This window comes from Flavobacteriales bacterium, from assembly GCA_021739695.1.
GTDB lineage: Bacteria > Bacteroidota > Bacteroidia > UBA10329 > UBA10329 > UBA10329.
Window position 1 is genome coordinate 15,953 of record JAIPBM010000024.1, and the last position, 21,895, is coordinate 37,847.

Annotated in this window: 19 protein-coding genes and 1 tRNA gene; 14 read left to right on the forward strand and 6 right to left on the reverse strand. The window is 43.8% G+C overall.

Translation table 11 applies throughout. The annotated features are described in order from the left end of the window. The first annotated feature begins 15 nt into the window (after positions 1-15). Entirely contained in the window at positions 16-636 is a 621-nt protein-coding gene (locus K9J17_13910; GenBank protein ID MCF8277825.1) for a CopD family protein, read from the forward strand. Here K9J17_13910 and K9J17_13915 read toward each other — a convergent pair. Then, complete coding sequence (locus tag K9J17_13915) at positions 625-1,695, reverse strand: SPOR domain-containing protein (GenBank protein MCF8277826.1); 1,071 nt, start codon at positions 1,693-1,695, stop codon at positions 625-627. The genes K9J17_13910 and K9J17_13915 overlap by 12 nt on opposite strands. 29 nt (positions 1,696-1,724) lie before the next feature. Beyond that, positions 1,725-2,468, reverse strand: coding sequence for a 3-deoxy-manno-octulosonate cytidylyltransferase (gene kdsB / locus K9J17_13920; GenBank protein MCF8277827.1), 744 nt, complete (start codon positions 2,466-2,468; stop codon positions 1,725-1,727). Between the two features lie 131 nt (positions 2,469-2,599). Here kdsB and K9J17_13925 point away from each other — a divergent pair, with 131 nt between their 5' ends. The 7 genes from K9J17_13925 (at position 2,600) to K9J17_13955 (ending at position 6,889) form a co-directional block, all read left to right on the forward strand. Next, positions 2,600-3,364: a TatD family hydrolase gene (locus K9J17_13925; protein MCF8277828.1), complete on the forward strand. Its 765-nt coding sequence runs from the start codon at positions 2,600-2,602 to the stop codon at positions 3,362-3,364. Then, positions 3,364-4,392 (forward strand): asparaginase, encoded by a 1,029-nt coding sequence (locus K9J17_13930; protein MCF8277829.1) that lies wholly within the window; start codon positions 3,364-3,366, stop codon positions 4,390-4,392. Before K9J17_13925 ends, K9J17_13930 begins: the two co-directional genes overlap by 1 nt. Positions 4,393-4,450: 58 nt before the next feature. Next, positions 4,451-4,538, forward strand: a tRNA-Ser gene (locus K9J17_13935). Between the two features lie 75 nt (positions 4,539-4,613). Continuing rightward, on the forward strand, positions 4,614-5,435 hold the full coding sequence (locus tag K9J17_13940; protein MCF8277830.1) for a MotA/TolQ/ExbB proton channel family protein: 822 nt from the start codon (positions 4,614-4,616) through the stop codon (positions 5,433-5,435). A gap of 34 nt (positions 5,436-5,469) precedes the next feature. Then, complete coding sequence (locus K9J17_13945; protein MCF8277831.1) at positions 5,470-5,790, forward strand: hypothetical protein; 321 nt, start codon at positions 5,470-5,472, stop codon at positions 5,788-5,790. Further along, positions 5,790-6,413, forward strand: a complete 624-nt coding sequence (locus K9J17_13950; GenBank protein ID MCF8277832.1) for a biopolymer transporter ExbD — start codon at positions 5,790-5,792, stop codon at positions 6,411-6,413. The genes K9J17_13945 and K9J17_13950 overlap by 1 nt, the downstream gene beginning before the upstream one ends. Further along, on the forward strand, positions 6,413-6,889 hold the full coding sequence (locus K9J17_13955; protein ID MCF8277833.1) for a biopolymer transporter ExbD: 477 nt from the start codon (positions 6,413-6,415) through the stop codon (positions 6,887-6,889). Before K9J17_13950 ends, K9J17_13955 begins: the two co-directional genes overlap by 1 nt. Before the next feature lie 55 nt (positions 6,890-6,944). On the opposite strand, the gene K9J17_13960 is transcribed toward K9J17_13955, so the two are convergent. Continuing rightward, complete coding sequence (locus K9J17_13960) at positions 6,945-7,913, reverse strand: CPBP family intramembrane metalloprotease (GenBank protein ID MCF8277834.1); 969 nt, start codon at positions 7,911-7,913, stop codon at positions 6,945-6,947. On the opposite strand from K9J17_13960, the gene dusB reads away from it, so the two are divergent. The 4 genes from dusB (at position 7,913) to K9J17_13980 (ending at position 15,300) form a co-directional block, all read left to right on the forward strand. Continuing rightward, complete coding sequence (dusB, locus tag K9J17_13965) at positions 7,913-8,911, forward strand: tRNA dihydrouridine synthase DusB (GenBank protein ID MCF8277835.1); 999 nt, start codon at positions 7,913-7,915, stop codon at positions 8,909-8,911. The genes K9J17_13960 and dusB overlap by 1 nt on opposite strands. Before the next feature lie 77 nt (positions 8,912-8,988). Next, positions 8,989-11,925, forward strand: a complete 2,937-nt coding sequence (locus K9J17_13970) for a TonB-dependent receptor (GenBank protein MCF8277836.1) — start codon at positions 8,989-8,991, stop codon at positions 11,923-11,925. Positions 11,926-11,971: 46 nt separating this feature from the next. After that, positions 11,972-13,567, forward strand: coding sequence for a T9SS type A sorting domain-containing protein (locus K9J17_13975; GenBank protein MCF8277837.1), 1,596 nt, complete (start codon positions 11,972-11,974; stop codon positions 13,565-13,567). A gap of 128 nt (positions 13,568-13,695) precedes the next feature. Beyond that, positions 13,696-15,300 (forward strand): glycosyltransferase family 39 protein, encoded by a 1,605-nt coding sequence (locus K9J17_13980; protein MCF8277838.1) that lies wholly within the window; start codon positions 13,696-13,698, stop codon positions 15,298-15,300. Here K9J17_13980 and K9J17_13985 read toward each other — a convergent pair. The 3 genes from K9J17_13985 to K9J17_13995 are packed head-to-tail and all read right to left on the reverse strand — an operon-like array spanning position 15,294 to position 20,282. Next, positions 15,294-16,481: an amidohydrolase gene (locus tag K9J17_13985; protein MCF8277839.1), complete on the reverse strand. Its 1,188-nt coding sequence runs from the start codon at positions 16,479-16,481 to the stop codon at positions 15,294-15,296. The two genes, K9J17_13980 and K9J17_13985, sit on opposite strands and share 7 nt — an antisense overlap. Beyond that, entirely contained in the window at positions 16,481-16,849 is a 369-nt protein-coding gene (locus tag K9J17_13990) for a sulfite exporter TauE/SafE family protein (protein MCF8277840.1), read from the reverse strand. The genes K9J17_13985 and K9J17_13990 overlap by 1 nt, the downstream gene beginning before the upstream one ends. A gap of 28 nt (positions 16,850-16,877) precedes the next feature. Then, positions 16,878-20,282 (reverse strand): hypothetical protein, encoded by a 3,405-nt coding sequence (locus K9J17_13995; GenBank protein MCF8277841.1) that lies wholly within the window; start codon positions 20,280-20,282, stop codon positions 16,878-16,880. A gap of 100 nt (positions 20,283-20,382) precedes the next feature. Here K9J17_13995 and K9J17_14000 point away from each other — a divergent pair, with 100 nt between their 5' ends. Then, entirely contained in the window at positions 20,383-21,018 is a 636-nt protein-coding gene (locus K9J17_14000) for an MBL fold metallo-hydrolase (protein ID MCF8277842.1), read from the forward strand. Beyond that, positions 21,015-21,893, forward strand: coding sequence for a sphingomyelin phosphodiesterase (locus K9J17_14005; protein ID MCF8277843.1), 879 nt, complete (start codon positions 21,015-21,017; stop codon positions 21,891-21,893). Before K9J17_14000 ends, K9J17_14005 begins: the two co-directional genes overlap by 4 nt. Positions 21,894-21,895: the final 2 nt, after the last annotated feature.

Sequence of the window (21,895 nt, forward strand, 5' to 3'; positions counted from 1 at the left end):
CTTATTTTTGCGACTATGGAATTTCTATCGAACCTCGAATTCAATATCCTTTATATCAAGGCGCTGCACATCATTTTCGTCACCACATGGTTTGCAGGGTTGTTCTACATCGTCCGATTATTCATCTATCACGCTGAGGCCAGAGGAATAGAAGAACCTGCGAGAAGCATTCTGCAAAAGCAATATAAATTGATGGAGTGGCGATTGTGGTACATCATCACGTGGCCATCAGGCATTCTTACTGTAATTTTTGGAAGTTGGTTGATTTACGGTTTAGGATACTGGAGAGTCTGGCAGATTTCAAGTTGGGAAAACCTAATCTGGTTGGCGGTAAAGTTGGCATTGGTGGCTGGGTTGTTCCTCTATCAGTTTGCATGCCATCGGATTTTCCAGAAATTTCAGAACGATGAGGAAACTTGGGGTTCATTCAAACTCAGAATCTGGAACGAGGTAGCAACGCTATTCCTATTTGCAATTGTATTTGTTGTCGTGCTTAAGGATTCATTGACCTGGATTTGGGGCTTGGTAGGATTGGTGGCGTTAAGTCTTGTGATCATGCTAGCCATCAAACTGTACGGAAAGGCAAGAGGGAAAAAAGAAGAGTTGGGAGGAAATAAGGACGAATCAGTTTCCTGAAACGATACGCGCTTCTTTGTTTGAAAGACTCACAGATGTGAGCATTTTCTGCGCATCTTCAATAGAACTGTACGTTCCGTAAGCAACCAGATGCCGTTTGTTTTCAATGCCAGCATATTCGGCACTGAAACCGCGCTTGATCATTTTAGCTACGTAATCTGCTGCTTCAGCTCTGGAAGCAAACGTAGCTGCAATCACTTTAAAGGTTGAAGCTGTTTCATTAAACGCAGCAACCGGAACTTCCTCATCTAAACTCAATTCAGTGGAAGGAATTGCATCTGTTTTCACAACGATCGGCTTCAGCGAATTTCCAGTAAGATGGAGTGAAAGATATTGCTGTGAGTATTTCTCTGAAAGAACGTCTTCTCGCTCAAAACCCTTGTTTATCCAATTCTCATCAAACTGACGTGCTGAATACGAAGCCTCGTTGGTCAACGCAAACGGATTCAACTGATGAGCCAGCATCTTTCCATTGTTCAACGCGCCATTCTGAATCGGCATCCACATCATGAACCCAACAGCAACGGCTGCAGCAGCATACGTGGCAATGCGCTTGATGGGCAATGTTCGAACCGTTGTTGCAAATGGTCCATCAGCCGCAACCAGTTGGCGAACCTTATCAACATTATCTTTTTCAACCTTACTAAGCGAAACAGGCTTCAGTCCAAAGAATTCGTCCTGAATTTCAGGAAGTGCAACAGCTTCAAACTCAATGGTTCCTTCAACCGATCTTTTCAATCGTCCAAGCCCTTCCCACATAATGGTTTCGCCATTATTCAATCGAAAACGCAATTCAGAAATCGCATCTGTCAGCAATCTGTCAGCATCCGAATAAGAAACCTCATTCTCCAATGCAAATGCTGAAATCAGCAAACCATCGTTGTGAGCCAATCTCGCATTGAAAATCACTGAATTTTTAGGCGGATGAATACGATTTCGTAATTCATCCAATTCAGAACCCAAACGGTCTTTTACGAAACCGCCAAAGCCAGGCAACACAACCAAAGGTTGATCACAAAGCTGCGTGGCAATAATATGTCCGAGTTGATTAGATAACATGTGATTGGAACGCGCCAAAGTACGGCAAATTATAGGTTTCTAGCGCGCAAAAGTCTCGCAAGATCTTCGGGTGTATCTACCGAATTGCTTTCGTGTTCTGTTTCAGCGAGTTGTATTTGAAAACCGTTTTCCAACCAGCGCAATTGCTCCAGACTTTCCTTCTTTTCAAGATCGGACTGCGGCAGTTTCGATACCGTTTTCAACGTTTCTGCCCGATAAGCGTAGATGCCGATGTGTTTATAAAACGCAGTTTCATTCAACCATTGCGTTCTTTCAACTCCTTTTAAATATGGAATGGCTGTTCTACTGAAGTAAATAGCGTTGTTCTTTGGTGTTTTCACCACCTTGATCACCGTATCACTTATAAGGTCTTCTTCGTTTTCAATTCGCTTGATGAGCGTGGCAATCTGCGTTTCATCTGCGCTAAAAAGCATTGCCAACTGATCAATTTGTTCTGGTTCGATAAATGGTTCATCGCCCTGAATATTGATAACCACATCAACGTCTTTTAATCTCGAAAGCACTTCTGCACAACGGTCAGTTCCAGATTGATGCTCAGATGATGTCATCATCACCTTTCCTCCAAAACTTTGAACATGGTCGAAAATGCGTTGATCATCTGTGGCAACAATCACTTCATCCAACAACTTCGCTTTCGAAGCCTGCTCATATACGCGTTCAATCATGCTCTTTCCAGCAATATCCACAAGCGGTTTACCAGGAAACCGAGTGCTCGCATAGCGCGAAGGAATGATGCCAACGATTTTCGTCATGCCACAAAAGTAGCCAACACTCTTTCTTATAATGAGTGAGTTCCCGAATCAGTCTACTAGAGCATTTCTCAATCTTGCACGTTCAGTTGATAAGAAGAGAGCCTGAGGATGCTAATTTTGGCCACATGCAATTGGTAGATACTCACGCACATTTATATTCCAAACAGTTTGATGGCGAACTTAGCGATGTGATGATTCGCGCTAAGGAAAAAGGCGTAACGCGAATGCTTTTACCCAACGTTGATAGCAGTAGCACTCCGCGTCTTTGGGACGTGGTAAATGCTTATCCGCAAAATTGTTTCCCCATGATGGGACTTCACCCATGTTCGGTCAACGAAACGGTTTCTGAAGAATTGAAGCATGTAGAAACTGAACTTTCCTCTGGGAAATACATTGCCGTTGGCGAAATCGGAATTGACCTTTATTGGGACAAGACCTATATAAAGGAGCAGATCCACGCATTTGAGCTACAAATGGAATGGGCCAAAAAATTGGATCTTCCAGTCGCCATCCATTGCAGAAATTCATTTGACGAGATATTTGATTCGCTGTCTAAAGTGCAAGACGGGCGGCTTCGAGGAGTTTTACACTGCTTTACGGGAAATGCAGAGCAGGCGAAACGAACCATCGAACTTGGACTTTCCATTGGGGTTGGCGGGGTGCTTACCTTTAAAAACAGTGGACTGGACTTGGCACTAAAAGAAGTTCCATTGGAAAAGCTCTTGCTGGAAACAGATGCTCCTTACCTCGCTCCCACTCCGTATCGAGGAAAACGTAACGAAAGTTCATACACAAGTCTGGTGGCCGAAAAACTTGCAGAAGTGAAAGGCATTTCCATCGAAGAACTTGCAGCAATTACCACGTTAAATGCAGAAACGCTCTTTAAACTTCCGTAATGCGAGAACCTAAAGTCCTCATTATATATACAGGTGGAACCATCGGAATGATCCACGATGAGAAAACCGGAACTTTAAAGCCATTTCATCTGGAAGGCGTTTTCAAATCCATTCCATCTATATTAAAGTTAGGCATCGAAATCCACGCGCTGGAACTGGACGAGATCATCGATTCATCGAACGTCACTCCTGCTGTTTGGATTCGTTTGGCTGAGATTATCCGTGATTATTATGCTGAGTTTGACGGATTTGTGATCCTTCACGGTTCAGACACAATGGCTTTCAGTGCTTCGGCTTTGAGTTTTCTACTCGAGAACCTTGCAAAACCCGTGATTTTCACTGGCAGTCAGCTACCGATCGGATTGCCGCGAACTGATGCGCGCGAGAACCTGATAACTGCATTGACCATTGCTGGTCTGCGTAAGGCTGATGGCCGGTCGATGATTCCTGAAGTATGCATCTATTTTGAAGACAAACTTTATCGTGGAAATCGAACACACAAATTCAATTCAGAGAATTTTGACGCGTTCGTTTCGCGCAACTATCCAATTTTAGGCGAAGCTGGTGTTCGCATCCGAATATTTGAAGAGCGATTGCTTGAACAATCTTCTGCTAATCTTATCGTTCATACGGCCATGGACACCAATGTGGCAGTGCTGAAGTTATTTCCTGGTTTTGACATTACACCTTACGTGAAGATGTTCTCTGATGCTGGCATAAAGGCGCTCATCATAGAGAGCTACGGTTCGGGAAATGGCCCAACAGAGAAAGGCTTTCTTAATTCAATCGGAGCTATTATCGATGCTGGAACTATTGTGTTGAATATTACGCAGTGCCGCGAAGGAAAGGTGGAAATGGGCAAGTATGAAACCAGCGAACGCCTTTTACAACTAGGAGTTCTGAGCGGAACTGACCTTACTGTGGAGGCGGCCATCACCAAAACGATGTTCGTGCTAGGTTCCGTTTCAGGTTTTAACGAGAGAAAAGCACTATTGCAACAATCTCTTAGAGGTGAAATGTCGCTTTAATTTATTGTTCAGATGACGAATCACATTTTTTGTAATTTGCGCGCCAAATTGGGGAAGAGGAGAGATGGCCGAGTGGCTGAAGGCGCACGCTTGGAAAGCGTGTAAACCCCAAAAGGGTTTCGAGGGTTCGAATCCCTCTCTCTCCGCATTGAAGGAAAAGTATAGATTTGCAATTGTTAACCATTAAATAAATAGTTGAAGAACTAACCACTGTTAAAATCATGAAAAAGTTTTTTGCCCTAATAACCTTCGCTGCAGTTTTGAACTTCAGCTATGTGCCAACAATCAAGGCTCAGGATGAACCAGCTGCGACTGAAGTTGCAACTGAAGAAGTGACCACTGAGGCAGATGCAGCACCAGTTGCTGAAAGTGCCGATGAGTCTTCTTCATTGTCAGTCGATGAGCCTGAAGAACTTGGATTTCATCAAACGTTGAAGAAAAAATTCATTGAAGGTGGTGCCGGATTCATGGGCGTTGTACTTCTTGTACTTATTCTTGGTCTTGCTCTTTGTATCGAAAGAATCATTTACCTAAGCCTTGCTACTGGCAACTCAGAAAAACTTTTGGGCGAAGTAGAAAGCAGCTTGAAATCAGGTGGTGTTGAAGCAGCTAAAGAAGTTTGCCGAAACACAAAAGGACCTGTTGCCAGCATCTTCTACCAAGGTCTTAGCAGAAAAGATGAAGGATTGGACATGGTTGAGAAGTCAATCGTTTCTTATGGATCTGTTCAAATGGGTCTTTTGGAGAAAGGAATTTCTTGGATTTCACTTTGCATCGCTCTTGCTCCAATGCTTGGTTTCATGGGGACTGTAATTGGTATGATCGGTGCATTCGATGCTATCGAGGCTGCTGGAGATATCTCTCCATCATTGGTTGCTGGAGGTATCAAGGTTGCACTTTTGACCACTGTATTCGGTCTTATCGTTGCAATGATTCTTCAAGTGTTTTACAACTATATCATCGCTAAAGTGGATAGCCTTGTAAACGACATGGAAGATTCTTCTATTACATTCATGGATATCCTTGTAAAAAACAGCAAGTAATATCCGTTACAATTAACCGTTAAACCAGATAATTATGGCGGATTTTATGACAAACTATGGCATCATCATCTGCTACATCCTTTTGGCGGTAGCAGTATTGGCCGCGGTTATTTTCCCGATCATACAACTTGCAAAGAATCCTAAGGGCGCTAAAGGTGCACTTATCGGAATCGGAGCATTGGTAGTTGTTCTCGGAGTTTCATACGCGCTTTCTTCGGATGTAAATCCAAGCAAAATTGAGATCACTGCTGAAGGAGCAAAACAAGTTGATACTGGACTTTTTGCATTTTACATTTTGGCCGCAGTTGCCATTGTGTCATTGGTATATGCAGAGGTTTCAAAACTGTTTAAATAATGGCTAGGTCGAAAAGAGAGATTCAAGAAATCAATGCTGGCTCAATGGCCGACATTGCCTTCCTGTTGCTTATTTTCTTTTTGGTTACCACTACCATGGATATCGACACAGGTTTGATGCGTGTGCTTCCTCCACCAATTTTGGAAGATGTTCCACCACCGCCACCTGTTAATAAGCGAAATGTCTTTGTGGTGTTGGCCAATGCGCAAGACAACCTTCTTGTAGAGAATGAGTACATGCAAGTTGAAGAATTGAAAGATGCTGCAAAGGAGTTCATTTTGGGAAAACCAAATGATCCTTCAGATGAGCGCTTTCCTGAATTCAAGATTGCTACTGACCCGACCATCGTGAAGTACTATGGGCCAAACAAGAAGATATCTAAACAGATTGTTTCGTTGCAAAACGACCGTGGAACTTCTTACGAGCTGTATATAGCAATTCAGGATCAACTGGCCTGCGCATATAGCGAAGTTCGTGACGAAGAGGCTAGAACCAAGTTCGGCAAAACCTATAACGAACTGAAAGACAGTAAGAGTAAGGTTGACAATGAGAAAGCCAAGGCAATCAGGATGTTGATTCCACAAAGGATTTCTGAAGCAGAACCTAAAGAAATTGGTAAGTAATGCAGATAAGAAAGAAAGGTAAAAAGGAGGTTCCTCCAGTTTCTACCGCATCCCTTCCGGATATTGTATTCATGCTTTTGTTCTTTTTCATGGTAACAACCGTGATGAGAGAAACATCGCTGAAAGTTATGCACGTCATTCCTAAAGCTAGAGAAGTAGCGAAGTTGGAGCGCAAATCATTGGTGGCGTATATTCACATTGGACCACCATTGAAGCAATTGCAAGGAATTTACGGTACTGAACCACGAATTCAACTGGATGACGCTTTTGCAACTCCTGCTGAAATTCCAACATTCGTTGAGTTAGTGAAAGCAAGTACAGCTGAACCTGAAATCCCGCTACTTACCTATTCGCTGAAGGTTGACTCAAAAACGAAAATGGGTATTGTAGTAGATGTGAAGCAGGAGCTGAGAAAGGCAAACGCGCTGAAGATCAATTATTCTACGGGTAAAATCCTTGACAAAACAACTTTCTAAAGGAAGTTTCAATCTAAAAATTTAACGGAGCCAATTGGCTCCGTTTTTTTTTCATTCAATCCAATTCTCCTTTTGAAACTGCAAATACGGTTTGCTGATGCTGCCTAAAGAGATACAACAGCATCATGCAGAAGATGAGTGAAAAAGTAGCTATCGATAGGTTTCCAATTCCGATATTTTCTAGGCTTCCATCAACGCTACCATGCTGCATTCCGTATGCTAGAATTACCGCAACCGCGTTATTGGTGAAATGCGCAATGATCGGATACCACAGATTATTACTCCAATAATAAAGATATCCCATCGCCACGCCCATCAACAGACGCGGAACGAAACCCAAGAATTGAAAGTGAAATGCGCTGAAAAGTATTGCGGCAAACCAGATTCCGGCATGAACATTTGCCCATTGCTTAATAATGCCGCGTTGAACAATCCCTCGGAATATCAACTCTTCACCTACTGCTGGCACCAACGCAATCATAAATAGATTGAACAGAAGAACTCCAACGTGAGGCATGTTCAGCAACAGTTTGGTCATTTCTCCGGCTTGTTCCTCCTTATCGTGCATCCAATCTCCAACAAACGTGGGGAGAACCAAATTTGCGTTCCAATCTGCTATGTAGTTGATAAACGGGAATGCCACTAAAAAGAATGCGATGCTGATTAGAACCGATTGTCTGATTGGTGAAAGGAACATCTGTCTGAACTCAGCAACGGATGAAGACAACCATAGATAGACCAGCGCGGGCAACAAAAGCGTACCTAAACCCAGCGCCAGTTGCATTAAGCGTGCCGCTGGTAGAAGTTCAGGACTCGCTAGTTTATCTACAAGTGTCGGGTCAGTTAGTAACGGAATTCCCAAAAACAGTTCAGAAATCACAAATCCAAAAAAGCTGAAAACCGCCATTCCTGTAAAAACCAACAACAATAGGAACAACACTCCATTAAGTGGAGATCCCTTTACGTACACTCTAAGAGAATCGATCAAACTGATATTAAGTAATTTTGAGTCTGAATTAGACAATGGCAAAGATAGGAGATATTGATGTTGGGGATTTCCCGTTGCTGCTTGCTCCGATGGAAGATGTGAGCGATCCACCTTTCAGGGCCGTTTGTAAGGCGAATGGAGCTGATGTGATGTTCACGGAGTTCATTTCATCTGAAGGTCTTATCCGCGATGCGGCAAAAAGCGTACAGAAACTTGATATTTTCGAATACGAACGTCCAATTGGCATTCAAATTTTTGGGGGAGATATTGAGGCGATGAAAGAATCAGCTGAAATAGCGACTGGCGCCAATCCGGACATCATCGACATCAATTATGGCTGCCCTGTGAAGAAAGTAACTTGTAAGGGTGCTGGAGCAGGTATCTTGCGGGACATACCGAAAATGGTTGCAATGACAGCTGAAATCGTCAAAAGCACACATCTTCCGGTTACTGTGAAAACTAGATTAGGTTGGGACACAGAAACGATGTATGTAGAAGAAGTTGCAGAACGGCTACAAGACGTGGGTGTGAAGGCCTTGAGCATTCACGGAAGAACCCGAGTTCAGATGTATAAAGGAGAAGCAGATTGGACCTTGATCGGAAACATCAAGAACAATCCTCGCATTCACATTCCCATTTTTGGGAACGGTGATGTAGATAGCCCGGAAAAAGCCAAGTTGATGAAAGACCGATATGGCGTTGATGGCATTATGATCGGTCGAGCAAGCATTGGTTATCCTTGGATCTTTAATGAAATCAAGCTCTTCCTAAATACAGGACAACATCTTCCATTGCCAACAACAGATGAACGTGTTGACACTTGCCTCAAACATTTTGAGTTCTCGCTTCAATGGAAGGGAGAAAAACTAGGGAACGTAGAAATGAGAAGGCATTACGCCAATTATTTCAGAGACTTTCCTGGATTTAAACAGTACAGAACGCTTCTAGTTTCTTCTTCAGAAAACGATGAAATACGCGAGATTCTGGAAAATGCGAGGAATCATTACAATCAAATTGAACCCTCCGCGGCATAGTCCTCTTTGAGCATTTGATGTTTGTTCAACTACACTTTACTTAGGTATATTTGCTTTCCTTGAAAAAAGATGTTCGAATGCAAAAACTGACACTATTGAAGTTCCACTTAGTTTTCTCGTTGATATTCCTTGTAGGAATTCAAAATGTACTGATTGCCCAAGAGATTAGTGGAACTATTACTGACTCAGAAAGCGGTGAACCTCTTTTTGGCGCTAGTGTGGTCGTTACAGGGACAGCTGTAGGAGCTACTACGGATTTTGATGGGAAATTCAAATTCAATGCAGGCAAACAGCCTCCATTCCAAGTTACGGTTTCTTACATCGGTTACCTGAAGCAGGAAATTGACGTAACATCATTGGCAACTCCGCTACAAGTAAAGTTGGGTACGGATGCGGTAATGCTTCAAGGCGTTACTGTAACTGATGTTCGTGTTTCAGAAAAACAAAAGGAATCGGCACTGACGGTGGAGACGATGGACATCATCGCCATAAAAGAAACACCTGCAGCCAACTTCTATGATGGACTTGGGAACTTGAAAGGCGTAGACCTTACTGCCGCAAGTATTGGATTCAAAGTCATCAACACCCGCGGTTTCAATAGTACATCTCCTGTGCGCTCGCTTCAAGTAATTGATGGTGTTGATAATCAATCTCCTGGACTGAATTTCAGTTTGGGAAACTTCCTCGGTTCATCTGAATTGGATGTGATGAAGGTTGATATCGTGCAAGGCGCCAGCTCCGCTTTTTATGGACCAAATGCATTTAACGGGGTGATTGACATGCGAACGAAAAGCCCGTTCATTAAACCAGGGCTTGAGGCACAGATAAAAGTTGGAGAGCGAAACCTGGGAGAGGCAGCGATTCGTTGGGCACAAGTGTTCAAGAATAAAGACGGAGAAGATAAATTCGCCTATAAAGTGAACCTGTATTATCTCCAAGCGTATGACTGGGTGGCGGACAACCTTGACCCAATCTACGACCTTGGAGTTTCAGCCTCTAATCCGGGAGGTTACGATGCCGTAAACCGCTATGGAGATGAAGACCTCGCTGGTGGAAACGATTATTCACAACAGATAGCCAACTATCCAGGACTAGGTACTTTCTTCCGCAGAGGTTACATGGAGAAGGATCTGGTTGATTACAACACCAGGAATTTCAAGGCTAATTTGGCCATGCACTACAGGATTAAACCCGATGTGGAATTGATTTATTCTTTCAATTTTGGTTCTGGAACAACGGTATACCAAGGTCAGAATAGGTTCTCTCTTAAAGACATGCTTTTCTTTCAAAACCGATTGGAGATCGGAAAAAGAGATAAGTGGTTTGTAAGAGCGTATTCCACAAACGAAGATGCTGGGAATTCGTATGATGCAGTTGTCACTGCCTTCAAATTATTGAATAATCAGCGAACCTTAGAAAAATACAACACGGCATATGCAAATTATTGGGTCACAAACATCCGACCAGAAGTTCGGGCACTGCTCGCTGACAACGGAGTGACATTCGGTGGTGCAGGCGTAGGTTGGGATACTGAGGCGATCCAAGCTGTATTGGCACAGCACCCGGAAGAGCTGGCGGCTTGGCACCAACAAACCACCAATGCCTTAGAAGCCGACCCAATTCAAGGATACCCGGCTCCAGGTAGTCAAACCTTCAACGACCTTTTCAATGAAATAAGGTCTACAGTTTATACGGACAATAAATTAGATGGTGGAGGGTCACGATTCTATGATAAATCTGCCCTCTATCACGTACATGGCGAATACAAACTGGACGCTTCCATCAAAGGAGTAGAACTTGGTCAGTTTACATTCGGTGCGAACGGACGTCTGTATGCTCCTAACTCCAGAGGAACGATATTCGATGAGATGCGCATCAGTAAACGAAGCGTTACGATTGATACCATTGCGGGAATCCCTGTAGACTCCGCGATATTCGACACTTCATTTAAAAAAATATTCAATTGGGAGTTTGGTGTTTATGTGGGGTGGGAACGTAAGTTCTTTAATGATAAGCTAAAAATCAGTGCAGCTCTTCGAATGGATAAAAATCAAAACTTCCCATTCGTTTTCTCGCCAGCTGCATCATTGGTCTATCTTCCATCCAAGGACCATACTATAAGGGCCGGATTCTCTTCTGCTATCCGTAATCCAACGTTGGCAGACCAGTATCTCTATTACGATGTAGGGCGGGCTATTCTAATTGGAAACATCAATGGCTTCAATGATCTCATTGATGTCGATTCCTTTGTCGATTACTTAAACAATCCTGGCGCATCTAACGACACTGTACTTCAATATTTCGATGTAGCTCCCATCGTTCCAGAAAAAGTGAAGACCGTAGAACTGGGTTATCGTGGCTTCTTCTTCGGTCATATGTATGTAGACGCATCCTACTACCTGAGTTTCTATGACGATTTCATTGGTTACCAGTTGGGCGTTCAGTCAGACTTCGACACGATAATCGGACTCCCGTCAAACACGCAGGTCTATCGCGTGTCTGCAAATAGCCGCAATCAAGTTATCACTCAAGGAGCCTCTATTGGTCTGAGTTATTTCTTTAAGAATAAATACACCGTAACAGGTAATTATTCTTGGAACAAACTCCAGAAAACTGACCCTAACGACCCAATTATTCCAGCGTTCAATACACCGGAACATAAATTCAATCTCGGTTTTTCAGCACGTGATCTTGGCAAGGCTAAACTTGGCCACTTTGGATTAAGTATGAACTACAAATGGATCCAAGGATTTATTTTCGAAGGCTCTCCTCAGTTCACCGGTCTTGTTCCTACCTATGATATGTTTGATGCCCAGGTCAGTTATCGTATTCCGAGTGACTATATCACATTTAAATTGGGTGTTTCAAACTTGTTTGGAATCAAACCATTCTTCAATGATGGAACTGTAGGAGAACGGTTTGAAAACGCTTTCAACAATCAGAATATTCAGGTCTATGGTGGACCAAAGGTCGGACGTATGGCCTACCTGTCTATTTTGTTTGAGTGGAATTGATCTTTTGCTACCTTTAAACTTTAAACCTTTGTAAACTAAAATTACCATGAAAAAACTATTACTCGCATTATTGGTGACAGGGCTTAGTTCCAGTCTTGCCACAGCACAATGGAACAGGTATCTAGATGAAGTTTTCACCGATGTTGACGTAACCACGGATGTCCAGTTCGGAACGAACTGGAATTTCCTGTTGGGTTCGCCTACTCCTAACTTTACTCTAAACACGGACATCTACTCACCAGCTGGAGATAGTGAAACTGGCCGTGCTGCTGTTATCGTACTACATACAGGAAATTTCCTTCCAAAGTATCTTAACCAAAGTGCTACAGGAAATAACCGTGACAGTTCAGTAGTTGTTTCTGCCGAGCTTTTCGCAAAGAGAGGCTATGTTGCTTTTGCTCCTGCATACAGATTAGGCTGGAATGCTACAACTACGGATCCGGTAACTGGTGCCGATGTTCGAAGAGGAACATTGATCACTGCAGTTTATCGCGCTATCAATGACGTGAAGTCCCTCGTTCGATACATTAAAAAGTCGGTTGCAGAAGATGGAAACCCATACGGAATTGACCCTGACAAGATCATTGTTTATGGTCACGGTTCTGGAGGTTATATTTCGTTGGCCTACGGTTCTTTGGACAGACTTGAAGAATTGGAAAACGAAGCTTCAGGTAAATGGTTGAGCACTGTTGATGTTGCTCAGTACGGTTATGTTGCAAATGAGCTTTACCTAAACACAGCTGCAGTTGGCGGAATTGAAGGTTTTGGTGGTATTTACAATGACTCGAATCACTACGGATACACAAATGATGTAATGGCCTGCGTTAACGTTGGTGGTGCATTGGGTGATTCTGCATGGATGGAAGTTGGTGAGCCGCCTATTATCTCTTTCCATTGCCCTGATGATGGTTTCGCTCCATTCACTGAGGGAATCGTAATCGTTCCGACAACACAGGAAACCGTTGTTGACGTTGTAGGTAGCCGTTGGGCTATTGGACGTGCAAACGACCTAGGAAATAACGATGCGCTGTACCACGGAAAAGTGTTCAATGACCCGTACACGCTAGCTGCAGAGGCAGCACTTGCTTCAAGCCATCCGGATTTAGGACTGGACCCTGCAAACTACAAAGGTCTGTTCCCATTCCTTCGCCCAACAATAGCTTGGCCATTCCAAGAATCATCACCATGGGATTGGTGGGATGAGGCAACTGTTGTGGCTTCTGCAAGCCCATTGGTCGGTGCTACGGCCGCTCAAGCGATTCATGATAATGGTATTGGCGGAAGCCCAACGATGTCTGCAATGCAAGGAAAAGCATACTTGGATTCTATTCAAGGATACCTTGCTCCTCGACTTCGTGAACTTATGATGCAAGATGTAAGTGTTGAGGAAACTGATTTCGTGAATAGCAACATGTTTGTTTACCCGAACCCAGCTAACGATTATTTGGTTGTTAAAACAAACGAAGGAATTCGTATCACTGATGTTGAGATCTATGACGTCACTGGTAAAATCGTAAGAACTGAGAACGGTCTGAACAAATTGAGCCATCAGATCAATGTGAATGAATTCACTTCTGGATTATACTTGGTAAAAGTGACTACCGACCAAGGTATGATCACTCGAAAAGTATTTGTTGACTAATAATTAGTTAGATATTTTGAAGCCCCGTTCCGATATCGGAACGGGGTTTTTTATTTGCGGATATTTCAATGCTGGTTTAACGTTAACGAGCTACCTCAACCCGTGGTTATTCTACATTTGCCATTAGCATGAAACTTCCTTATTACATCGAAAAATGGCTTCCGTACGCAGCAATTGCTTTGGTGTATGCGCTTGGTGCCAACTTAGATATCATGGAAGTAGATGCAGCCCAATACGCCAGCATTTCATTAGAGATGCTGAAGTCTGGCCACTTCCTACAAGTATTTGACCGCTTCGAAGATTACTTAGATAAACCTCCACTGCTGTTTTGGCTATCAGCGGTAAGTTTTAAAATATTCGGAATTGGAAGTTGGCAGTATAAATTGCCCTCCATTCTGTTCAGTTTACTGGGAATTTTCAGTACTTATAAGCTTGGGAAACGGCTGTATTCCGAAGCGATTGGAAGACATGCGTCATGGATCCTTGGCGGTTCCTTCGCCATGGTTATGATCAACAACGACATTAAGACCGATACGATTCTCGTTTCATCCATCGTCTTCTCCATTTGGATGCTTGTGAGCTATTTAGAAACCAAGCAATTGAAATACCTGCTCGGTTCTTCACTCGGAATTGCAGCAGCCATGCTCACAAAAGGCCCTATAGGACTGATGATGCCAGCCCTTGCTGTAGGAGGACATATCATCCTCAAACGACAGTGGCATTTGCTCTTTGATCCAAAGTGGTTTGTTCTACTCATTTTTGTAGGGATTCTTCTTGTTCCAATGTGCATCGGTCTTTATGAGCAATACGGTACGGAAGGACTGAAATTCTATTTCTGGACCCAGAGTTTTGGAAGAATAACGGGTGAGAACGAATGGCGGAACGATACCACGCCACTATTTTTCACGCATGTTTTCCTGTGGTCATTTCTTCCGTGGACATTGCTTGGAGTTGCCGGAATATTCCGTGAGCTGAAGTTTGTGAAAAAAGCCTGCTTGGATAATGGATCTGAGCTTTACTTAATCAGCGGAATCGTATTGGTATGGGCAGCTTTTTCTTTCTCCAAATTCAAACTTCCCCACTACATTTTTGTGGTCTACCCACTCATTGCCATACTGGCCGCTAAGTTTGTCCATTCGCTGCAGCACTTCAGCATTTGGGCATGGATTCAATTGATCTTGAGTTCTTTGTCCAGCATTGTTTTAGCCTTGATCCTTATTTACTGCTTTCCTGCTGCCGGATGGTGGCTACCGATTCTCTTGGTCCTTTTTGTGGCTGCTGCAACTCTTTACTTTTTCAATTCTTATAGAACCAAGCAGGTTATTGTGCCTTCCTTTCTTATAAGCATCGCCATTGGCCTCGGTTTGAACCTCCATTTCTATCCTCAACTTTTACCATTTCAGGCGAATGCGGTGGTTGGAAAATGGTTCATCAAACAAAACATACCTGAAGGTAAGCTGATCGGTTTTGCAACTGGAGGAAGAGCATTGGACTTTTACGCACATCACATAGTTCCATGGATGGATACAGCAGAAGAAGCAATTGAAGCGATTGAACCAGGAACAGTGGTTTACGCCACAGAAGAGCGCTACGAAGACCTTAAGCGGTACGGAGCAATTCCAAAAAGTGAAATGGTATTGCCAAATTTTTCGGTACAGAAACTCAGCGTCAAATTCTTAGATCCTGAAACGCGGGAAAGTGCAATCACAAATAACTACTTGCTGTTTTATTGAACCACCAACTGCTTGTATGCAAGGTAGGCCATTAGCCCAGTTCCAACTTCCAAGCACTTTTCATCCACATTGAAAGTAGGCGTATGAAGCCCAGACGTGAGTCCTTCTGAGCGGTTCTCAACTCCCAAGCGGTAGAAACAACCCGGCATATGTTGAGTATAAAAACTGAAATCTTCGCCCGTCATTCGCATATCCAGCTCAACCACATTCTCTTCTCCTAGATATTCTTTCGCTGCAGCTTGGGCAAACTGAGTAAGCGACTCATCATTGTAAACAAATGGATAACCCACATCAACACGAAAATCGCACGTAGCGCCCATTGAACTGGCCATTTCCTCGGCCATTTTCTTCATGATGATGTGCGCTTCTTTGCGCCATTCCTCATCCATCGTGCGAAACGTACCTTGTACTTGAACTTCGTTTGGAATCACGTTGGTGGCGCCATTGGCGTGAACGCTCCCAAACGAAAGGACACAGGGCACGCCAGGCTTACATCTTCTGCTTACCAATTGCTGCAATCCAACAATGATATGGGACGTGATCAGAACAGGGTCAATTAGCAAGTGCTGCAAAGCTGCGTGACCGCCCTTTCCAGTGACTGTGAAATAAACCTCATCGGCAGATGCCATGTACATTCCTGCACGAAAACCGACCTTTCCCACTTCGAGCCCAGGTAAGACGTGCTGCCCGAGAATGGAGCTTGGTTTCGGGTTTTCCAAAGCACCTTCCTTTATCATCAACGAAGCACCTCCAGGCAATCTTTCTTCGCCTGGTTGGAAGATGATCTTCACAGTTCCTTCAAACTCATCGCGCAGCGAATGAAGCGTTTTTGCCACACCCAGTACGCACGCTGTATGCACGTCATGTCCACAGGCATGCATCACGCCTTCATTTACCGATCGGTACGGCACATCATTGGCTTCCAATATCGGAAGCGCATCCATGTCACCTCTCAGCGCAATCACTTTTGACGTGGGATTTCTGCCTTCAATCAGCGCAACAATACCAGTTTTTACAAAACCATCTTGGTAAGGAATGTTCCATTTATCCAACGTGGCAGCTACAAACTTGCTAGTTTCATATTCCTCGAACGAAAGTTCGGGATGCGCATGTAAATGCCTTCGGATCTGAATGATCGCATCCGCATTTTCGGCCACAAGTTGTTTGATCCTTTCTTTCATTATTTGCTAAAAAGCAGCTTGGCAGCAGCCACCATCATCACAGCTCCGAAAATTTTCTTCACCACACGCTGATCCATCGAAATGGAGATCTTACTACCGAAATAAGCACCAAAGAAAAAAGCCACGGCAATGACCAATGCAGCATACACATTCGTGTTACCGGATTTGTAATAATTGTAAAAACCAAGAATTCCGATCGGAGGCAACATCATGGCCAAACTTGTTCCTTGCGCCATGTGTTGGGTATAGCCCAAAAAGAAAACCAATGCTGGAACAATGATGATTCCTCCTCCAACTCCTACAAAACCACTGGCGAAACCTGCAGCAACGCCAATTAACAACAGTACTAGAACAGCCGTCACACTCATTTTTGGTTTATTTAAATCGGTCATCGTATCAGAAATCCATACTTAGAGAGATGTACCAGAAGCCATCGTTGATCTTACGATTCTCTACACCCCAAGCATAATCTACACGTACAAAATAGCCCAAGAACTTGGTTCTGGCTCCTAGCCCAAAACCACCAACAATCGGTTCTCTCCTGTTCTTAACCGTAATCAGAACTGACCCTTGCTGGATTTCTTCTCTGTTCAATGAATTCTCATCCGAGAACGGCTGAATTCCGGTCCATGCTGTTCCGATATCTCCAAAACCTACAATTTGGAAATTGTAAAGGAAGTTTGATTTGATCGGTCTGTTGACCAAATACCTGAATATCGGCCATCGGAGTTCGCTGTTGATCACGGCAAAACTGTTTCCATTACGGATATTTTGAGGCTGACCGCGCATGTTGGTGGCCAACGCCTGAAACGCATAGTTCTGACTGAAATCAACAGGAATATCATAGTTATACGTTGGCGCAATCCACTGGTCTACGCCACCAAGGAAATAGGCCACTTTCTGTTTTCCAAACGAAGTACTGGCAGCCAATCTATTGGCCCAAATAAGCTCGCGATGGATCTTGATGTAATTACGAACGTCCAATCCAACCACAAACAGGTTTTTCGCCTCCTTGTCAATTTCCTGATAGTATTCGCCAAAGATCTTAAGCCGCGTTCCGCGATAGAGATTCAACCCTAGCGAAAGCGTATTATCGAACACATATTCCAGTTTCAACCCACCGGTCCACTGCATGTCATCCGGGCGCTCTAGATTCCTGTCAGAAGTACTCTTAAACACCGTTCGGTCATTTCTTCCGAGCACGTTTCCGCGCAGCGCAGAAAAATCACTGAAAGGATAGTTCATTTTGTAGGTAAGCGTGTAGGTAAACACTTGAGCAAGTGTGGATGCAGACACCAAAGATTCGATGGACTGGCGCTGAAAAACCAATTGTTTATCTAACCTGCGTTTGAAATCCTGAGCTGAAATGAAGACTTCGTTCGTATTCAGATTTCCTGTGATCCGGAATCCGCCAACCACTTTATAATCGTCCAAAATGTCGGTTATCCCCGTTTTGAAAAAACCATTGAGCCCTGGGTTATTGAATGATCCGCCTCCGGTAAATTTCTGGTAGATGCCGTTTACAAAAGCATTATCTAGCTGAGTTACCACGTACTCGCTTTTGAAAGCAACATCATAGTTGCGCTGTGGTGGAAGCTCAAAGTCTTGCGGAATGCCTTGAATAGCCTCCAGTGCAGCATGCAAACTATCGATGCGTGCCATCACTTTATCGCGCTTCCGGTCTCTTTTTGTTCGAGGCTCATCTGAAAGCAACATCGGTGATTCTTTTGCTGGTTGCGTCTCATCCTTCGGTTTGTCCTGTTTCGGATAACCATCTTCCGTCACATCAAAATTGTAATTGTAGATGTCAATCTCCCCAGGTTTTCCAGGCTGTTGATTCTGTGGCTGAACCGGTTGTACAACTACAGGTGCAGGCTTGTCTTCCACCAGAATTGAGGTCCGTTTTTTCTTCTTCTGGGGAACTTCATTCGCTTTACTCTTGAATCCGGAATGTCCTACTTCAGCCAGAATTTCTGCCTTTTCTGCTTCGCGATCTTTCAGCGTTAATCGGTAATTGCCTTTGGCAAAAATGACCTCAGCAATCTTTCCATGCACGGTATCCACATCGTAGGTACTGATGCTGCGCGGATATTGGCTCAGCGGACGCGACCGTGTGAAATACGTGTAGTGAATGCTTGTATCGATGTAAGCAATGCTGCTGTCCAACTCGGCCATGTAACGGTTGAGCGTTCCTTTTTCATCACTCAAATAAGCAAGGCTTTTGCCATCATATTCCATCGGAGCCATCTCATTGGCTTCTGGCGTATCCGTTATTCGCCTCAATACTTGCGCTTTCGAATCGCGATCGTAAATGAAAATATCGTGATTCAAATTCTGTGGAAGCAGCTTGATATCGAACTGCTTGATGGTGTCGTTATTCCTATCTGAACTGAAAATGACTTTCCTCGAATGGTCAATAAAACGGGCATCTACATCTGTAAAGATGTCGTCCGTTAGTTTTTGGTACACGTTAGAAACGATGTTGTAGATATACACATCCGACCTTCCCATTTGCACTGCCGTGAACACGAATTCGCGGCCATCATCAGAATAATCTACAGAAAGAATCTTTTCAAAATTGAAAAGTTCTCTGCTGGTTCGCTTTTTGGTTTCGAGGTTGTAAAGGATGAGTTTTATCTTGCCTTTGTGTTCCGTAATGATGGAAATGAGCTTGTTGCTCGGATGCCAGGCCAGTATAGGATAACTGTCATCGAGTTTGGTGTAAGACCGATAACCTTGTCGGTAAATGGTCTTCTGTTTCTTAGATGAAAGATCGCGCAACTTGACCTTGATCTTTCCCATATCGTTCCAAACGTAGGTCAATTTGTTTCCATCAGGACTTAGCCTTGGCTCATCAATTACACAAAAAGGTTGTGCACGTTTACGCACACGATTCAAAGGCTTGCCTTCTGGCAAATTGAGCTTTGATTCCTGCTTGTAATACATGTTGTCGTAATAGTGCAGCCATTCTGCAGCCAGATTCTTGAGCGAAACACCAAGCACGAAAAGGAATCCGTTGTCGGCATTTCGGCTTATCCGAGTCATGTAAAGTATGTTGCTGATCACCGATTCGCCATAGCTTTCCACCACGTATTTCCAGATGGAATGTCCTCCGTAACGTGCATCTTTTCCAGTAAGCTGACCGAATTTCTCCCATCGCCCAGACATCACTGCATCTTTCACTTCATTGTTCACTTCCGTGTTCCAATCGGTAGATAGGTAAGACACCAATCCTTCCACGTACCACTCGGGCAAATTGAGAAGCGTGTTGTTGCGGATCACATCTTTGAAGCTTCCGCCATACATCATTTGGTCGAGCATCACGCGCGCCAATCCGGCCCGAAGCTGCTCTTCGTAATTCTTGTAATCTCCATCGAAGTACAGAATCAACTTAGTTCCAACGATGGTGGTAATACCGCCCACGTTGTACTGCTGATCGGTAACCAATCCGATATTGCTCTGTTTCTGTTCAGAAAGCTTGTTGTAAATGATGATCTGAATTCGCTTATCAAGCGTGTAGTCGAAGGTCTTTTCGAGGTCGCGTAATGCACGATCGCTGGCACGCATGGTGTATTCGGCCAACTCGTTGCCTCCCAAATAGAAATACACGTCAAAGCGATCGAAGCGATAGAAGAACCAATCTATTTTCTCGTACTGAACGCGGTTCTTGCCAAAGTCCATCTGCGAACCATTGTAGAACTGCGCCAACGATGCATTGGGCACCAAAAACAAGAAAATCGCCCAAACGGTTATAAACCTGGCGAATCTTATACTTGAACAGACGTTGTAAACGTGCCTCATTTTTGAAGGGACGTAAAGATACGTTTTATAGTTCCTGCGGAACTTGATGTAAGAACAGCCCCGAGGTTGAAATAGTATTTTTGCGACCATTAAAACAGCCATGAACGTAAAAAAGTTTGTTTTCAACCCATTTCAAGAGAACACGTACCTTATTTGGGACGAAGAAAAGAGCTGCGCCATCATCGATCCGGGTTGTTCGGATGAATATGAACGCAATGAGTTGGTGGCATTTATTGAGTCCAATGGACTGAAACCCGTCAAACTACTGAACACGCACTGCCACATTGACCATGTGTTGGGCAACAAGTTCCTTTCGGAGAAATACAAGCTGGGTTTGGAAATGCACAAATTGGACCTTCCAGTGCTCAATGCTGTTCCAAACTACGGTGCCAACTTCGGTTTTGAAACAGGGCCGATGGTACAACCTTCGGTTTTCTTGGAAGCGGGCGAAACCCTAAGCGTTGGTGCTATTGACCTGGAAATTCTTTTCGTTCCTGGTCATTCTCCGGGTAGCATCTGCTTTTATCATGTACCTAGCAAACAGATCATTGTGGGCGATGCGCTTTTCTACGGAAGCATTGGCAGAACCGACCTTCCGGGAGGAAACCATGATCAACTGATAAACTCGATCAAGACACAATTGCTCACGCTTCCTGCTGATGTGCAGGTGCATTCTGGTCACGGACCAAGCACTAATATCGGGTTCGAGAAAGCAAATAATCCATTTCTGCGATGAGATTTTTGTTCATCGCGGCTTTATCGCTGCTTTCATTTTCCACCTCATTTGCACAGCCAAAACCGATCCATGTCCTGACATGGAATATTTACATGCGCCCTCACGCCATACTTTACGATGGCCAATTCAGGCGTGCCAAGAGGATCGGTGAATTACTTAAAACAGAGAATTACGACATCATTCTATTTCAAGAAGCCTTTGGTAAAGTGAGCCGAAAGAAGCTTAGAAAAGCCTTGGGCGATATTTATCCTTTCGAAATTGAACCGAAGAATAACAAGAAGACCGTGAACAGCGGACTTTGGATATTGAGCAAGCACGAAATCAAAGAATCAGACATCATCTTTTTTGATGATTGTCTGGTAAGCGATTGCGCATCGGCAAAAGGTGCGGTTCTGTTTGAGGTAGTTATTCACGGACAGACCTATCAATTCGTCAGTACGCATGTGCAAGCAGAGGATGGCAAGGAATTTGCAAACGTGCGAAGCAATCAGTTCAAGATGATCGATCAACTTTTAGAGCAACACCAAAAACCCAATATTCCGCAGTTCATTCTGGGCGACCTGAACACACCACGCGATTCTGTTGCGGAATACAACAACATGATTTCGGTATTAAACGCCACGGATGGCGTGCCTTCCATTATCGGTGATACAAAACTGAGCGTTGATCAACCTAATACTTGGGGCTGCGCCAATAATGACCTTATCAAGAAAAAATGGAAAGGGAATGTGGCGCTTTTGGACTACGCATTGCAACGCAACACCAACTATCCTTTCAAACTCAGACGCGAACTGAAAACCTACACGAAACAATGGTCGAAAAAACATGAACATCTGTCCGATCATTACGCCATATCCCTCACCATACTTCCTTAGTT

Bases quoted from the DNA above. Each gene is read 5' to 3' on its own strand.
- K9J17_13910 (MCF8277825.1), top strand. From the start codon at position 16: ATGGAATTTCTATCGAACCTCGAATTCAATATCCTTTATATCAAGGCG.
- K9J17_13915 (MCF8277826.1), bottom strand. From the start codon at position 1,695: ATGTTATCTAATCAACTCGGACATATTATTGCCACGCAGCTTTGTGAT.
- kdsB (MCF8277827.1), bottom strand. From the start codon at position 2,468: ATGACGAAAATCGTTGGCATCATTCCTTCGCGCTATGCGAGCACTCGG.
- K9J17_13930 (MCF8277829.1), top strand. From the start codon at position 3,364: ATGCGAGAACCTAAAGTCCTCATTATATATACAGGTGGAACCATCGGA.
- K9J17_13940 (MCF8277830.1), top strand. From the start codon at position 4,614: ATGAAAAAGTTTTTTGCCCTAATAACCTTCGCTGCAGTTTTGAACTTC.
- K9J17_13945 (MCF8277831.1), top strand. From the start codon at position 5,470: ATGGCGGATTTTATGACAAACTATGGCATCATCATCTGCTACATCCTT.
- K9J17_13950 (MCF8277832.1), top strand. From the start codon at position 5,790: ATGGCTAGGTCGAAAAGAGAGATTCAAGAAATCAATGCTGGCTCAATG.
- K9J17_13955 (MCF8277833.1), top strand. From the start codon at position 6,413: ATGCAGATAAGAAAGAAAGGTAAAAAGGAGGTTCCTCCAGTTTCTACC.
- dusB (MCF8277835.1), top strand. From the start codon at position 7,913: ATGGCAAAGATAGGAGATATTGATGTTGGGGATTTCCCGTTGCTGCTT.
- K9J17_13970 (MCF8277836.1), top strand. From the start codon at position 8,989: ATGCAAAAACTGACACTATTGAAGTTCCACTTAGTTTTCTCGTTGATA.
- K9J17_13975 (MCF8277837.1), top strand. From the start codon at position 11,972: ATGAAAAAACTATTACTCGCATTATTGGTGACAGGGCTTAGTTCCAGT.
- K9J17_13980 (MCF8277838.1), top strand. From the start codon at position 13,696: ATGAAACTTCCTTATTACATCGAAAAATGGCTTCCGTACGCAGCAATT.
- K9J17_13985 (MCF8277839.1), bottom strand. From the start codon at position 16,481: ATGAAAGAAAGGATCAAACAACTTGTGGCCGAAAATGCGGATGCGATC.
- K9J17_13990 (MCF8277840.1), bottom strand. From the start codon at position 16,849: ATGAGTGTGACGGCTGTTCTAGTACTGTTGTTAATTGGCGTTGCTGCA.
- K9J17_13995 (MCF8277841.1), bottom strand. From the start codon at position 20,282: ATGAGGCACGTTTACAACGTCTGTTCAAGTATAAGATTCGCCAGGTTT.
- K9J17_14000 (MCF8277842.1), top strand. From the start codon at position 20,383: ATGAACGTAAAAAAGTTTGTTTTCAACCCATTTCAAGAGAACACGTAC.
- K9J17_14005 (MCF8277843.1), top strand. From the start codon at position 21,015: ATGAGATTTTTGTTCATCGCGGCTTTATCGCTGCTTTCATTTTCCACC.